The 14,556-nt window shown below is 64.1% G+C and carries 12 protein-coding genes; 5 read left to right on the plus strand and 7 right to left on the minus strand.

What is annotated here, in order from left to right; translation table 11 throughout:
- Positions 1 to 69 precede the first annotated feature (69 nt).
- Positions 70 to 1,227, plus strand: a complete 1,158-nt coding sequence (locus tag H2040_RS00070; protein WP_287153190.1) for a pentapeptide repeat-containing protein — start codon at positions 70 to 72, stop codon at positions 1,225 to 1,227.
- Here H2040_RS00070 and aspS read toward each other — a convergent pair.
- Positions 1,224 to 3,014, minus strand: a complete 1,791-nt coding sequence (aspS, locus tag H2040_RS00075) for an aspartate--tRNA ligase (protein WP_287153192.1) — start codon at positions 3,012 to 3,014, stop codon at positions 1,224 to 1,226. The genes H2040_RS00070 and aspS overlap by 4 nt on opposite strands.
- A 123-nt stretch (positions 3,015 to 3,137) precedes the next feature.
- On the opposite strand from aspS, the gene rnd reads away from it, so the two are divergent.
- A complete protein-coding gene (rnd, locus tag H2040_RS00080) occupies positions 3,138 to 4,286 on the plus strand; it encodes a ribonuclease D (protein WP_287153194.1) in 1,149 nt (382 codons plus the stop codon).
- Here rnd and H2040_RS00085 read toward each other — a convergent pair.
- The 4 genes from H2040_RS00085 to H2040_RS00100 are packed head-to-tail and all read right to left on the minus strand — an operon-like array spanning position 4,283 to position 10,030.
- On the minus strand, positions 4,283 to 5,830 hold the full coding sequence (locus tag H2040_RS00085; RefSeq protein WP_287153196.1) for a Ppx/GppA family phosphatase: 1,548 nt from the start codon (positions 5,828 to 5,830) through the stop codon (positions 4,283 to 4,285). The two genes, rnd and H2040_RS00085, sit on opposite strands and share 4 nt — an antisense overlap.
- The gene (locus H2040_RS00090) at positions 5,827 to 8,040 is read right to left on the minus strand and encodes an RNA degradosome polyphosphate kinase (protein ID WP_502709317.1); all 2,214 of its coding nucleotides are present in this window, start codon (positions 8,038 to 8,040) and stop codon (positions 5,827 to 5,829) included. Before H2040_RS00090 ends, H2040_RS00085 begins: the two co-directional genes overlap by 4 nt.
- An 8-nt stretch (positions 8,041 to 8,048) precedes the next feature.
- Positions 8,049 to 8,666, minus strand: coding sequence for a P-loop NTPase family protein (locus tag H2040_RS00095; RefSeq protein ID WP_287153200.1), 618 nt, complete (start codon positions 8,664 to 8,666; stop codon positions 8,049 to 8,051).
- A 38-nt stretch (positions 8,667 to 8,704) separates the two neighbouring features.
- Positions 8,705 to 10,030, minus strand: coding sequence for a DUF2066 domain-containing protein (locus tag H2040_RS00100; RefSeq protein WP_287153203.1), 1,326 nt, complete (start codon positions 10,028 to 10,030; stop codon positions 8,705 to 8,707).
- 128 nt (positions 10,031 to 10,158) lie between these two features.
- Between H2040_RS00100 and purM the strand changes: the two genes are divergently transcribed.
- Together purM and purN are read left to right on the plus strand one after the other, a co-directional pair.
- A complete protein-coding gene (purM, locus tag H2040_RS00105; protein WP_022698986.1) occupies positions 10,159 to 11,190 on the plus strand; it encodes a phosphoribosylformylglycinamidine cyclo-ligase in 1,032 nt (343 codons plus the stop codon).
- On the plus strand, positions 11,187 to 11,861 hold the full coding sequence (gene purN, locus H2040_RS00110; protein ID WP_287153206.1) for a phosphoribosylglycinamide formyltransferase: 675 nt from the start codon (positions 11,187 to 11,189) through the stop codon (positions 11,859 to 11,861). The genes purM and purN overlap by 4 nt, the downstream gene beginning before the upstream one ends.
- Here purN and ndk read toward each other — a convergent pair.
- Positions 11,858 to 12,280, minus strand: a complete 423-nt coding sequence (gene ndk / locus H2040_RS00115; protein ID WP_287153208.1) for a nucleoside-diphosphate kinase — start codon at positions 12,278 to 12,280, stop codon at positions 11,858 to 11,860. The two genes, purN and ndk, sit on opposite strands and share 4 nt — an antisense overlap.
- A 114-nt stretch (positions 12,281 to 12,394) precedes the next feature.
- On the opposite strand from ndk, the gene H2040_RS00120 reads away from it, so the two are divergent.
- Positions 12,395 to 14,287 carry an ABC-F family ATP-binding cassette domain-containing protein gene (locus H2040_RS00120; RefSeq protein ID WP_287153210.1) on the plus strand — a complete coding sequence of 631 codons (1,893 nt, stop codon included), beginning with the start codon at positions 12,395 to 12,397 and terminating at the stop codon, positions 14,285 to 14,287.
- Here the strand turns inward: H2040_RS00120 and H2040_RS00125 are convergent.
- Entirely contained in the window at positions 14,284 to 14,553 is a 270-nt protein-coding gene (locus H2040_RS00125; RefSeq protein WP_161624636.1) for an I78 family peptidase inhibitor, read from the minus strand. The genes H2040_RS00120 and H2040_RS00125 overlap by 4 nt on opposite strands.
- Positions 14,554 to 14,556 lie beyond the last annotated feature (3 nt).

The raw sequence follows: 14,556 nt of genomic DNA on the forward strand, positions 1-14,556 counted from the left end.
GTCATTCCGGTACAGGCGGAATAAGTCTGATCTGACTGACTGGCTAAATTCGCATTCAAATCAGGCATGATGAAATTTTCGCTCTTCCTTTCTGCGCTTGTAGCGCTGACCGCCGCTCCGGCCATGGCCACCGGCGGCGACCCGCACAAGACGCTGAATCTGGGCGGGGTGTGCACCGGGTGCGATCTGTCAGGCAAGGACCTTAGCGGCGCGCGGCTGACGGGCAGCAATTTCTCCGGCGCGGATTTTTCCGGCGCCGATCTCAGCGGCGCGGTCCTGACCGGAAGCCTGTTCAGCGGCGCCATGTTCAAGCGCGCGGACCTGACAGGCACGCAGCTCAATGGCGCGGTATTCAGCAAGGCAAATTTCAACGGCGCCAGCCTGGCCGACGCCGAGGCTGTCGGCGTGAACCTCAGCTACACCGACATGACCAGCGCCGATTTCACCGATGCGCAGCTGCAAGGCACCAATTTCTACAAGGCCAAGCTGATCAACGCGGACTTCACGGACGCCAATGCGCCGGGCGCGAATTTCAAGGCAGCCTTGGTCAAGGACGCCGATTTCACGGACGCCCAGCTCGCCGGAGCGAATTTCCATGAAGCCGTTCTGGATGGCGCGGACCTGACCGATGCGAACCTGAAAGGCGCCAACCTGTCATCAGCCAGCCTGGCCAATGCCGACATGGAAGACGCCAGCCTCCACCAGACGATCCTGAACGGCGCCAATCTCTCCCGCGCCAGCAACCTCACTCAGGAACAGCTGGATCAGGCCTGCGGAGATGACACGACGGCCCTGCCCCGCAACCTGACAGTGCCGCAATGCCCCGCGGTTACGCGTATCAGCGTCAATGGCGAAACATATGTCTACCAGTATGATCTGGGCGAACGCGACATGGATGAGTTGAACCAGAAGGTTCGCGAGGCCGTGGAGCGCGCCGCGCGGGAAAGCGCGCAGGCCAACTGGACCGTGCGCTTCAAGCAGCGCGCCGCGATGGACGAACTGGCCCGCGCGATGCGCGAACTGGACGCCGAATTCCGCATGCGCGAGCGGGAGTTACGCGGCCGCGAGGGCGAAGCGGAAGAGATCGAACGCGAAATGAAGATGCTGGAACGCGAGATGGAGCGCGCCGCGCACGCCATCGAGCGCCAGATCATTGTTGAGCGAGTCGCGCCCGAACCGCCGGAGCCCCCGGCGGCGCCGGAACTGGCCGGAGGCCGGGGAGACTAGCTCTCCCCGCCAGCCTTCTTCGGCGGCTCCACCACCCGGATATTCAGCTCTTTCAGCTGTTCCTTCGACACGTTGGAGGGCGCGCCCATCATCAGGTCTTCGGCCTGCTGGTTCATCGGGAACATGATGACCTCGCGCAGATTTTCCACGCCGGCCAGCAGCATCACGATGCGGTCGATGCCCGGCGCGATGCCGCCATGCGGCGGCGCGCCGTAGCGGAAGGCGTTCAGCATGCCGCCAAAGGCTTCCTCGACATCGTCCGCGCCATAGCCGGCGATCTCGAAGGCTTTCAGCATGATTTCAGGGCGATGGTTCCGGATGGCGCCCGAAGACAGCTCCACGCCGTTACAGACGATGTCGTACTGATAGGCGAGGATATCCAGCGGGTCCTGCGTCTCCAGCGCCTCCATCCCGCCCTGCGGCATGGAGAACGGGTTGTGCGAGAAGTCCACGACCTTGCGGTCCTCGTCCCACTCATACATCGGGAAATCGACGATCCAGCAGAAGCGGAAAACGTCTTTCTCGAACAGGTCCAACTCGCGGCCGACCTGGTTGCGGGCGCGGCCGGCGAAGGCCATGAAGTCTTTCGGCTTGCCGGCAACGAAGAACACGGCGTCGCCATCCCCAAGGCCCAGCTGGTCGCGCACCTGCGCGGTGCGCTCTTCGCCAATATTCTTGGCGACCGGTCCGGCTCCCTCGCCTTCGCGGAAGAAGATATAACCCAGACCCGGCTGGCCCTCTTTCTGCGCCCAGCCATTCATGCGGTCGCAGAAGGCCCGGCTGCCGCCGGTCTTGGCCGGGATCGCCCAGACCTCCACCTTCGGGTCCTTCTCAATCATGCCGGCGAACACCTTGAAGCCGGAATCGCGGAACACGTCGGTGACGTTTTCCATCACGATCGGGTTACGCAGGTCCGGCTTGTCGGAGCCGTATTTGCGCATGGCTTCGGCGTAGGGGATACGCGGAAACGGCTTGTCGGCCGCCTTGCCCTCGCCGAACTCGTCGAACACCCCGGCCAGTACCGGCTCGATGGCCTGGAAGACGTCTTCCTGCTCGACGAAGCTCATCTCCATGTCGAGCTGGTAGAACTCACCCGGCGAACGGTCGGCGCGGGCGTCCTCGTCCCGGAAGCACGGGGCGATCTGGAAATATTTGTCGAACCCGGCGACCATGATCAGCTGTTTGAACTGCTGCGGCGCCTGGGGCAGCGCGTAGAACTTGCCCGGATGCAGGCGGGACGGGACCAGGAAGTCCCGCGCGCCTTCGGGAGACGACGCGGTCAGGATCGGCGTCTGGATTTCCAGGAAGCCGGAATCGGTCATGCGGCGGCGGATCGAGGCGATGATCTGGGAGCGCAGGACCAGGTTCTGGTGTAGCGTGTCGCGGCGCAGATCGAGGAAGCGGTACTTCAGGCGCGTGTCTTCCGGATAATCCGGCTCGCCAAAGACCGGCAGCGGCAGCTCGCCCGCCTCAGAGAGAATTTCCATCGTATCGACGCGCAGCTCGATCCCGCCGGTCGGCAGGTTCGGGTTTACCGTCTCGCCGCTGCGGGCCAGCACTTCGCCGGTGACCTGAATCACGCTTTCCACGCGCAGGCGCTCCAGCGTCTCGAAGAACTTGTTCTCCGGCTCCAGCACGCACTGCGTCAGACCGTAATGGTCGCGCAGGTCGACAAACAGCAGACCGCCATGGTCCCGCTTGCGGTGAATCCAGCCGGAGAGACGAACGGTTTGACCAACGTCTGACGGGCGGAGTTCGCCGCACGTTTTCGTACGATAGGCGTGCATGAGCGCTAAATCCCGATTTCTTTAAAGCGGTATGGAGTTGCGCGGCAAAAAGCGCAGCGCGGGGCCGCCTGTCAAGCAGAGGCCGCCGCGACAAGACAAGCATGATCGGCTATAGCGCCAGACATGAACCTGATTTCCTCGACCGACGCGCTCCGCAAAGCCTGCGAGAACCTCGCAAAATCCGAATTCATCGCTGTCGATACCGAATTTATGCGGGAATCGACCTATTGGCCGGAACTGTGCCTGATTCAGGCCGCGGGCGGCGATGAAGAGGTGGTCATCGACCCGCTGGCCGAGGGCATCGACCTCTCCCCCTTCTGGGACCTGTTGAAGAACGAATCGATTCTGAAAGTTCTGCACGCGCCGCGTCAGGACATGGAAATTTTCGTGCAGCGTCTGGGCTCGGTTCCTGCACCGATTTTCGACACCCAGACGGCGGCCATGGCGCTCGGCCTCGGCGACCAGATCGCCTATGACGCTCTGGTCCGCGAATTTCTCGATATTCATATCGACAAGGGCTCGCGCTTTACCGACTGGTCGCGCCGCCCCTTGAGCGACAAGCAGCTCTCCTACGCCTTGTCCGACGTCACCCATCTGCGTGATCTGTTCCCGCAGCTTATGGCGCGCCTGGAAAAGCAGGGCCGCACAGCCTGGGCGGAAGCCGAGATGCAGGCTTTCTATGACGCCGGTCTCTACGACACGAAGCCCGAGGACGCCTGGCGGCGCCTGAAACTACGCAAGATGAAGCCTAGCTGGCTGGCGGCGCTCAAAACCGCCGCGCATTGGCGGGAGGCCGAGGCGCGCGAGCGGAACACGCCCCGCAACCGCATTATGAAGGACGAGGCGCTCTACGCCATCGCCCAGTCCGGCCCGACATCCGAAGACGGTCTGGCGCAGATCCGCGGCGTGCCAAAAGGCTTTGAACGCTCAAGGGCGGGCAAGTCCCTGATCGAGGCGTTGAAGACCGCGATGTCCGACCCCAAGGCGCACGCGCCCGAGGTCGAAAAGCGCAAGCCGCTGCCCGCCGGCATCGGCCCGACAGTGGAGCTTCTGAAAGTGCTGCTGCGTCATGTCAGCGAAGCGCGGGGCGTATCGCCGCGCATGATCGCCACCGTCTCCGACCTGGAACAGATCGCGGCCTGGGACGAACCGGACGTTCAGGCTCTCAAGGGCTGGCGCCGCGAAGTGTTCGGCGAGGAGGCCCTGAAGCTGAAACGCGGCGAGACCGCGCTGCTGATCGAAAACGGCGAAGTGGTGACGCGTCCCGTCTAGCGGTCCCCGATCACGATCTCGTTTTTGACGCCCAGCGCATCGGCCAGCTGTCCAAGCCGCTTTTCACTGGTGTCCGCCGCCAGTTCCCGCGCGCTCTGGCTCAATTCCAGACGCAGCGTGCCGTCTTCAAGCGTCAGGGTGGTCCGCGCCAGCAGGTTCTTGGTGCGCGCCGACAGGACCGCCCCCAGCCGCAGCGCCAGTCCCAGCTTCAAGGCCGCATCCAGCTGTTCCTGCGTCAGCAGACGGGCAATGGTGGAATCCGGCGCAAGGCTGGTTTTTCCGGCGTATCGGTGATGCAGCGCCGCGGCCAGAAAACTGCGCTCGTAATGATCCAGCCCGGCGAACGGCGCATAGAGCACCTGGTCGGCGACAAGGGCGGCGCGGTGATCGGGATGCATGGCCGCGCCGATATCGGCCAGTGAGGCCGCCGCGGCCAGCAGAACCGTATCGCGTTCCCGCGAGAACGCGCTGGCCTGTGCGGTAAAGACCGGCTCCACCCAGTCCGCCAGCTCGGCGCCGAAATAGGGCGTCCCGCTCAGTCGGCGCGCCAGCGCCACGGTGCTCGCCAGAAGCGGCTCCAGCTTGCGGACCTTGCGCGGAAGTCGGTTGAAAAGCGCGCCCTCCCGCACCCCGTAGGCCGACACGAAAACGGTTTCCAGCCCGGCGCGTTCAATCAGCGCCTTCAGAAGATAGGCGGCATAGGGAAGGGTCGGCGCGCGCCGCGAAGACGCGCCGGGAATTTCGCTGAGCGAGGCCGGGCTCTGGCTGATCGCGAAGTCCGTCATCTTGAGGGCTTCGGCGCGCGGCATTTCGTAATGATGCAGGACGTTCAACGGATAATCCCGCAGCATCATGTCGATGCGCGCCAGATTTCGCCACGCCCCGCCCACGGCGTAAAAAACCGGCGGCGCGCCGTCCAGAAGGTCCGAAATGCGGTCAAATTCCGCATCAATCGCCTTGCGGGCCGCCTTCTCGTCAAAGGACTCGTCCATCATCAGCGCCAGCGGCCCCAGCGGCAGGCTGACGCCCTGGCCGGGCTTTTGGTCCGCCACATCGGTCAGCTCAAGACTGGATCCGCCCAGATCCCCGACCAGAAAGCGCTCCTCCGCCCCGCCCGCGATCACGCCAAGGGCGGTCAACCGGGCCTCGTCGGTCCCTGAAAGCACCTTTATGGAAAAGCCGCACTCTTCGCGAACCTGGTTCCGGAACGCCTCGCCGTCTTCCGCATAGCGAACGGCCGCCGTGGCGAACGCCGTCACCTGCTGGACTTCACGGGCGTCAATGATCTGGCGAAAGCGCCGCAATGTGGCCAGGGCGGAGCGGACGCCGTCCTCGTTCAGGCGCCCTGTTTCGGACACCCCGCGCCCCAGACCCGCCAGGGTCTTCTCGTTGAAAATCGGCCAGGAAGCGCGGCCGTCCCTCCAATAGATGACCAGCCGGACCGAGTTGGACCCGATATCGATTACCGCGGCCTGTGAAACAGTCTTGTCCGGTTCCGGGGACTGAGCCGCGGCGAGACTGGGACCGAGCAGCGTTTCGCTCATGCCTCGCGCCTGTTCTCCCGGGGCTCCGCCACGCTGAGCACGGGCGGCGGATCATAAGCCAGCGCCTCGCCGCGCCCGGACAGGCTGGGATTGTTCATGAAATAGCGGTGGGCGCTGAACGGGCGCTCCAGCTCGCTGCAATCGACGCGGATATAGGTTCCGTCCGGCTGCATGATCCAGCTCTGCTCTTCGTCATTCAGGTTCGACACCATGATCTGGTTCAGGATCTGGCGGTGGACGGTCGGATTGTCGACCGGCACGAACTGTTCGATCCGCCTGTCCAGATTGCGCGGCATCCAGTCGGCCGAAGAAATATAGACCCGCGCGGCCGGCGACGGCATCGGCTCTCCCCGGCCGAAACAGGCAATGCGGGAATGTTCCAGAAATCGGCCGACAATGGATTTGACCATGATATTGTCGCTCATCCCCGGAACGCCCGGCCGCAGCGAACAGATGCCCCGCACCACAAGGTCGATCCGCACGCCGGCATTGGACGCCTCATAGAGCTTGTCGATGATCACCGGGTCCAGCAGCGAATTCATCTTGGCCCAGATCGTGGCCGGTTTGCCCGCGCGGGCATAATCCATCTCGTCGTCGATCAGCTCCAGAAGGGTCTTCTTCAGGGTGATCGGCGCCAGTTCGATCTTTTCCAGCTTATGGGGCTGGGCGTAGCCGGTGACGTAATTGAATACCCGTCCGGCGTCCCGGCCCAGCTCTGGGTCGGCGCTGAACAGCGACAAATCGGTATAAATCTTCGCCGTTACAGGGTGATAATTGCCCGTGCCGTAATGGGTATAGGTGCGCAGCTCCCCGCCTTCGCGGCGGACCACCAGACTGACCTTGGCGTGCGTCTTGTAATCGACGAAGCCATAGACGACCTGCACGCCCGCGCTCTCAAGGCTGCGCGCCAGTTTCAGATTCGCTTCCTCGTCAAAGCGCGCCTTCAGCTCCACCAGCGCGGTAACATTCTTGCCGCCCTCCGCCGCCTCGATAAGGGCGCGGACGATGGGGGAGTCCTTGCTGGTGCGGTAGAGCGACTGCTTGATCGCCACCACGCTCGGGTCGCTGGCCGCCTGCCGCAGGAAGCGCACCACCACGTCGAACGACTCATAGGGGTGATGGACAAGGATGTCCTTGGCGCGGATGGCGGAGAAGCAATCCCCGTCATGGTCGCGGATACGCTCCGGGAAACGCGGCTCATAGGGTTTGAAGGTCAGGTCCGGGCGCTGGTCCAGTATCAGCTGCGCCACCTGCCCGAGGCCCAGCAGGCCGTTGGTCGGGATGACATCCCGCGGTTCGGCGTTCAGCTCCTCGGCAATGAAATCCTGCAATTGCTGCGGCGTGCGGGAATCGATCTTCAGGCGGACCAGCACCCCTCGGCGGCGCTGTTTCAGCGCGGACTCAAACTCGCGGACCAGATCCTCCGCCTCTTCCTCGATCTCGATATCGGAGTCGCGAATGATCCGGAAAGCCCCCTGCGCGTCCACCTGATATCCGGGGAACAGCACGTCGACGAACAGGCCGATCGCATCCTCCAGCGCGATGAATCGCCGGACCTCGCGACCGTCATGCTCGCCGGTAGAAGCCGGCAGCTCCACGAAACGCTCCACGCCGCTCGGAATCGGGATCAGGCCGTTCATATGGCCGCGCTCGCCGGGGCGGATCAGCTTCAGCGCCAGCGCAAACCCCAGATTCGGAATGAACGGGAACGGATGCGCCGGGTCCACCGCCAGCGGCGTGATCACCGGCAAAATGCTCATCAAATAGTCTTCGCGCAGCCATTCGAGCTCGGAAGCGCCCAGGTCCCCGCCCTCGACCACCTCGATCCCGGCGTCCGCCATTTCGGTTTTCAGGACCCGCCAGCGTTCCTGCTGCTTGTCCATCAGTTCATTGGCGACGATCGAGATTTCGTCCAGCTGCTGTTGCGGGGTCAGTCCGTCCTGGCTGGGCACGATCACGCCCGCCCTCACCTGCGCCCGCAGGCCGGCGACGCGCACCATGTAGAATTCGTCCAGATTGCTGGCGGAGATGGACAGGAAGCGTAGCCGCTCCAGCACCGGGTGCGCCGGGTTTTCCGACTCCTCCAGAACGCGGAGATTGAATTGCAGCCAGGAGAGCTCGCGATTGATGAACCGCTCGGGCGAGTTCAGCAGGCTGGACGGCTCAACTTTCCGCGGCGCGCCGTGCTGGGCCTGGGGGCTGTCCATCATTGCGTCGTTCATTCCGCGTCCGCTTTCTCGCCGTCTGAAAAATAATCCCGGGCCAGCGCCAGATTGATGCGTTCCCCGCGCGCCGCGGCGGCGCGGTCGAGCCGCTCCACCAGATCACGCGCGCCGCCGGGAGATCGTTCCATACGGCGCAACAGATAATCGATCAGGCGTTGTCGCGGACGCACATGACGATCACGTAACAGCTTGCTGAGGATTTGCGCCAGCTCCGCCTCGCCCGGCGCCTCGATCTCAACGAAAGACAGCGCCCGCAAGCGCGAATCCAGGTCCGGCAGGCGTGAGGGCCAGGTCACCGGGCGCGTGCGCGCCGTGAACAGCACCGCCTCCATGCCGCCATTCATGGCGTTGTTGATCAGCGAGAACGCCAGCTGATCATCCAGATTGCGGTCCGCGTCTTCATACAGCGCCACACCCTGCCCCGGCGGGCTGTCGCCCGGACTCACGGCGCGCGCGCCGGCGGCATCCGCCCAGATGTGCGCCAGATGGGTCTTCCCCGCGCCGGAGGGACCAATCAGAGCGAAGGCCCCGTTTGGCCAGCCGCGCCAAGCGGAAAGAGCCGACTCGGCCGGGGCGCTGGACGGGCTGGCGACAAAGCTGGTCGCGCTCAAATCCGTCCGCGCCGGCCATTCGAGTCGAAGCTGGCCCGTCATAGGCCTCTGTCGAAGCGTTCTTCGCGCTGGCCGGAGGCGTCGCCGAAACGGTCGTCCCGCCGGTTATCCATCATGCCGTCATCATCCTCGCCAAACCGCTCATCCTCGAACGGCCGCCAGGTCAGGGCATGAACCACCTCGCCCAGCTCCTGGCTGCTCTGCATGCGCGCGCCGCGCTTGTAGAGGTCGCCCATCAGCTGTTCGCGCAGACCGCGATAGGTCACGGTCATCAGCGCGCCGTCACGGGAAATGCCGTCCAGCCGCGCATCGGCGATGAACGGCGAGGCCCCGATCGCCGACCGCAGCTCCAGCCATTCGGAGATATTGCGGTACATGACGGTCAGCTGCACTTCCGTCTTCTGCTTGGCCCGAACGATGGCGGTCTGTTTCCAAAGCTCGGCAAGCTGGATCTGCGAACGATCGGCCGCGATCTCCAGAATATTATCGCCTTCCTCGCGATTGACCCGCACGGGATCCAGCGGCGTCACGACAGGCTCGAAATCATCGCCGAAGGCGCTTTTCTCGCCGTCCTGATCCATGTCGCCGGTTCCGGGCTCATCCATCAAATCATCATCGAAGGAGGGCTCCTGCCGGCGCAGTTTCTCCTCGCGCAGCCGTTCAATTTCCTCGAACTCCGGCTCGGTGCGGATAAAGGTCAGATCAACGCGCGCATTGCCCTGATCCGGCCGCGCAACAGCGACCAGGACCCGCTCGACATTGTAGAGCCGGGCCAGGGCGCGGATCGCGTCCGTGTCCAGATCGCGCGCCTTTTGCGCGGTCAGAATGTCGTTGTCGGTATCGAAGCCGTCAGCCAGCATGACCGGCGTGAAGGTCGCCGCATAACGGTCCTCGTCCCACGCATCGCCCCAGGGATTGGCCTCCCACAGCCGCGCCCGGCCGCCGGCGTCCAGCACCGGCAGGACCAGCGTTGGCGGCGCGGCGGACTCCACGAAGGCGATCCCGCGATTGCGCAGATATTGCGAAACGCCCACCGGGTCGAAGGACACGGTCAGCAAGCCGCGATAGCGCGTCGGGGAGCGCAACTCGTTATCGATCTGGAAGCCCGTCGCCAGCGATGTCGCGGTGGACGGCGCAACGCCGGGCAGCGAGTCGTGATCCTCGCGCAGGGTCAGCCGCTCAAACAGCTTGCGCATGGCCTTGGCGGAGCCTTCCGCGATGGCTGCCTGCCGCGCGTCCGTGGCGGTTTCGCCCGAAGCATCGATCTTCACGCCGGAGATCGTGAACATGTCGATATCGTCCTGGGCCTGCGCCGATACAGCGGCAAATCCGGCCAGGATCAGTATGCAAATGGCTCGAAGCACGGCGGTTCCCCTTTGATTTGCGTCTTCTGCGAAACTATAGCGGCGGTGAAGCGCGGGATCGATATCTTGCGCAGCCATTCTCTTTTAAGCTCCGCTCTTAGCCGATTCAGCACCAGAGACGATCCCCGATGGCCGAAGACAAGAAAACGCCCCTCACCTACAAGGATTCCGGGGTCGATATCGACGCCGGCGACAAGCTTGTCGACCTGATCAAGCCGCTGGCCAAGGCCACCCGGCGGCCGGGCGCGGAAGGCGATCTGGGCGGTTTCGGCGGCGCGTTCGACCTGAAGGCCGCCGGTTATCAGGATCCCGTCCTGATCTCCGGCACGGACGGCGTCGGCACGAAGCTGAAAGTCGCCATCGACAGCGGCCGCTTCGACGGGCTGGGCGCGGACCTCGTGGCCATGTGCGTCAATGACGTTCTGGTCCAGGGGGCCGAACCGCTCTTTTTCCTGGATTATTTTGCGACCGGGGAGCTGGACCCGACGCACGCCGCCGAAGTCATTGCCGGAATCGCGTCCGGCTGCCGCGATGCGGGTTGCGCCCTGATCGGCGGCGAAACGGCGGAAATGCCCGGCATCTATGGCAAGGGCGAATTTGACCTAGCCGGCTTCGTGGTCGGCGCGGTGGAGCGCCACGCCATCCTGCCGCGCGAAAAGGACATGGCGGCCGGCGACGTTCTCATCGGCATCGCCTCCTCCGGCGCCCATTCAAACGGCTACTCGCTGATCCGCCGCGTGGTGGAGCGCGAAGGCCTCGCCGTCTCCGACCCCGCCCCGTTTACCCAGGGCTCCACGCTGGGCGATGCGCTGCTGGCCCCGACGCGCATCTATGTCCGCTCCGTCCTGCCGCTGCTGAAGGCCGGCAAGGTGAAGGGCGCGGCCCACATCACCGGCGGCGGCCTGACCGAGAACTTGCCGCGCATGCTGCCCAAATCCCTGAACGCCGAAATCGATTATGACGCCTGGCCGCGTCCGGCCCTGTTCAGCTGGCTGCAGGAGGCCGGGGGCATTGAGGAAGCTGAAATGCGCCGCACCTTCAATCTGGGCGTCGGCATGGTGCTTTGCGTGGCCGCCGAAGACGCCGACAGCACGATTCAGGCGCTGGAAGACGCCGATGAATGCGTCTGGAAAATCGGCAAGCTGGCCGCTGCAAAATGACCGCCCGCATCGCCATCCTGATATCGGGGCGCGGGTCGAACATGCGCGCCTTGCTTCAGGCCTGCCAGAATCCGGATTTCCCCGCGGAAGTCGCTCTGGTCCTGTCGAACAAGGCCGGCGCAGGGGGGCTGGAAATCGCGCGGGACATGGGCGCGCCGACCGCCGTTCTCGGTCACGCCGACTATCCGGACCGCGCCGCGTTCGAAAACGCGCTGGATACGCGGCTGAAACAGGAAAAAATCGACTTTATTTGCCTCGCCGGCTTCATGCGCCTGCTGGGCGAGGATTTCGTCAAGGAATGGCGCGACCAGATCCTGAACGTCCACCCCTCGCTCCTGCCCGCCTTCCGCGGCCTGAACACGCATGAGCGCGCCATCGACGCGGGCGTCCGCATCCATGGCTGTACGGTTCATTTCGTCAGGGAAGACATGGATGACGGCCCCATCGTGGGACAGGCCGCCGTGCCGGTTTTCGAGGAAGACGAGCCCGCCGACCTCGCCGAACGGGTTCTGGCGGCGGAGCATCTGCTCTACCCGGAATGCGTCCGCCTGGTGGCGGAGGGCCGCGCCAGCGTGCGCCGGGAGCGCGTGGTGCTGGAGCTGGAAAACGGCAAGCCCGGCGCCGGGCCTTTATTCTACCCGGCGCCGCACAAGCCACAGACCGGCGATTAGCCGACGATCTCTTCGTCCTTGAAGAAGAACGGAATTTCGTTCGCCGCGGTTTCCGGGGCGTCCGAACCGTGGACGGAGTTTTCACCGATGGATTCGGCGTGCTCCGCGCGGATCGTGCCCGGCGCCGCTTCGGACGGGTTGGTGGCGCCCATCACTTCGCGATAGCGGGCAATGGCGTTTTCGCCTTCCAGGACCTGGACCACGACCGGGCCGGAAATCATGAAGTCGACCAGTTCGCCGAAGAAGGGGCGTTCCTTGTGGACTTCATAGAAGCCTTCCGCCTGCTCGCGGCTCATCTGAACCCGCTTCTGGGCAATGATACGCAGACCGGCTTCCTCGATCAGGGCGTTGATACGTCCCGTCAGGTTCCGCTTGGTCGCGTCGGGCTTGATGATGGACAGGGTGCGCTCGACCGCCATCGCTTCTCTCCTCTTGAGATAAAGTATTTGGGAAATGTCGTCGCGGCCTCTAGCAACGGCCCCTGACCCTGTAAAGCAGTCCGCTGCCGAACCCCAACAGTCCGACTCGATAAAATGCTGCACATCAACGATCTGGAATTCACGCTGGAGGGGCGAAAACTCTTTGACGGGGCCAGCGCGCACATCCCCGCGTCGGGCCATGTCGGGCTTGTCGGGCGCAACGGCACGGGCAAGACCACCCTTCTCCGCCTGATCCGCGGCACGCTCGCCCCCGATGGCGGCTCTGTGCGCGTGCGTCAGCGCGCGCGCCTAGGCTGGGTCGATCAGGAAGCGCCGGCCGGCGAGGTCCCGGTCATGGACTTCGTGCTGTCGCAGGACACCGAGCGCGCTTCGCTGCTGGAAGAAGCGGAAACCGCCACCGAGCCCAACCGCATTGCCGAAATTCAGACACGCCTTGCCGATATCGAGGCCTATTCCGCCGAAGCGCGCGCCGGCGCCATCCTGAACGGTCTTGGCTTCTCGCACGAACAGCAATCGGCGCCGTGCAAAACCTTCTCAGGCGGCTGGCGTATGCGCGTGGCGCTGGCGGGCGCTTTATTCGCGCGGCCCGATCTGCTGCTGCTGGACGAACCGACCAACTATCTGGACCTGGAAGGCGCGGTCTGGCTGGAGCGTCACCTGTCGCGCTTCGAGGGCGCGGCTCTGATCATCTCCCATGATCGCAGTCTGCTGAACAATGCCTGCGACCGCATCCTGCACCTGATGGACGGCAAGCTGACCGCCTATGAGGGCGGCTATGACGATTTCGAACGCCAGCTGGAGGAACGCCAGCGCCTCGACCTGAAGCTGCGTGACAAGCAGGAGGAGGAGAAGCGCCGCCTGGGCGAGCTGATCGACCGCTTCCGCTACAAGGCCAGCAAGGCGCGGCAGGCGCAGAGCTGGATCAAGCGCATGGAGCGCATGAAGCCCGTCGCCACCTCAATCGCCCACCCGGTCGCGCCCTTCTTCATTCCTGAAAGCACGCGCCGCATGTCGCCGCCTCTGGTGCGCTTCGATCATGCAACGCTTGGGTACGAGCCGGGAAAACCCGTGCTCAGGGATATCAGCCTGCTGATCAATGGCGATGACCGCATCGGACTGCTGGGCCGTAACGGGTCAGGCAAATCCACCCTGATCAAGGCGCTGACCAGCTTGCTACCGCCGCAGGAAGGGCGCGTCGGCTCTCACAAGAAGTTGCAGATCGCCTATTTCGCTCAGCATGCGCTGGACGCCCTGAACCCGAAGAAGTCCGCTTACGAGCACGTTGTCGAACTGATGCCGGAAGCCACGGAGGCTCAGCGCCGCGCGAAGCTCGGCTCGGTCGGCCTGCCGCAAGCCAAAGGCGAAACGCCGGCGGGCGAACTCTCAGGCGGCGAGAAAACCCGCCTGCTGATGTTCCTGGCGACCTTTGAGGGCGCGCATTTTCTGGTTTTCGACGAACCGACCAACCATCTGGATATCGATTCCCGGGCCGCGCTGGCCGACGCCATCAATAATTTCCCGGGCGCGGCGATCATCATCAGCCACGATTTCCATTTCCTGGCTTCGGTCTCCGACCGTCTCTGGCTGGTGGAGAATGGCGGCGTGGAAGCCTTCGATGGCGATCTGGACGATTACCGCCGCTATGTCCTGAGGGGCGAAGACAACCCGGACGGTCCGGCAAAGCCGCAGAAATCCGAAGACGCGCGCTCCGTCCGCCGACGCGACGCCGCCGCCCGCCGGGCCGAAATCGCGCCTCTCAAGAAACGCACGCAGGACATTGAAAAGAAAATGGAAAAACTGCGCGCCGAGATCGAGGAACTGGACGGCTTGCTGGCCGCGCCGGACCTCTATGAGAAACAGCCCGCAGCCGCCGCGAAGCTCTCACAATCGCGCGGGCAGACGGTCAAGAAGCTCGAAGAGCTGGAAACCGAATGGCTGGAAGCGGCCGAGACCTATGAAAAGGCCAAGGCCGAAATCGAGGCCTAGCCGCAGCGCACGCTTTTCACGCGATCATCGCCATCCAGATAGATGTTCAGGCGATCCGGACGATGGTCCTGCGTGATCATGTCGTCCGGGCCGATGATGCGGTAAGGCGTCGGCAGGCTCGGCTCATGGATCTCGCCTTCCGGCTGGCCCACCATGCTCTGGAACATGGCCGCGCCGCAGGAACCCCGATCAGACGGCGGGGGCGGCGTCTTTCCGGTATTCATATCGCCGTCCATGGCCGTGCAGCCATACAACACCGCGATCATGGC

This window comes from Euryhalocaulis sp., from assembly GCF_013911995.1.
GTDB classification, from domain to species: domain Bacteria; phylum Pseudomonadota; class Alphaproteobacteria; order Caulobacterales; family Maricaulaceae; genus Euryhalocaulis; species Euryhalocaulis caribicus.

Excerpts from the sequence above, each read along its gene's own strand:
- H2040_RS00070 (WP_287153190.1), top strand. The coding sequence starts at position 70 with ATGAAATTTTCGCTCTTCCTTTCTGCGCTTGTAGCGCTGACCGCCGCT.
- aspS (WP_287153192.1), bottom strand. The coding sequence starts at position 3,014 with ATGCACGCCTATCGTACGAAAACGTGCGGCGAACTCCGCCCGTCAGAC.
- rnd (WP_287153194.1), top strand. The coding sequence starts at position 3,138 with ATGAACCTGATTTCCTCGACCGACGCGCTCCGCAAAGCCTGCGAGAAC.
- H2040_RS00085 (WP_287153196.1), bottom strand. The coding sequence starts at position 5,830 with ATGAGCGAAACGCTGCTCGGTCCCAGTCTCGCCGCGGCTCAGTCCCCG.
- H2040_RS00090 (WP_502709317.1), bottom strand. The coding sequence starts at position 8,040 with ATGATGGACAGCCCCCAGGCCCAGCACGGCGCGCCGCGGAAAGTTGAG.
- purM (WP_022698986.1), top strand. The coding sequence starts at position 10,159 with ATGGCCGAAGACAAGAAAACGCCCCTCACCTACAAGGATTCCGGGGTC.
- purN (WP_287153206.1), top strand. The coding sequence starts at position 11,187 with ATGACCGCCCGCATCGCCATCCTGATATCGGGGCGCGGGTCGAACATG.
- ndk (WP_287153208.1), bottom strand. The coding sequence starts at position 12,280 with ATGGCGGTCGAGCGCACCCTGTCCATCATCAAGCCCGACGCGACCAAG.
- H2040_RS00120 (WP_287153210.1), top strand. The coding sequence starts at position 12,395 with ATGCTGCACATCAACGATCTGGAATTCACGCTGGAGGGGCGAAAACTC.
- H2040_RS00125 (WP_161624636.1), bottom strand. The coding sequence starts at position 14,553 with ATGATCGCGGTGTTGTATGGCTGCACGGCCATGGACGGCGATATGAAT.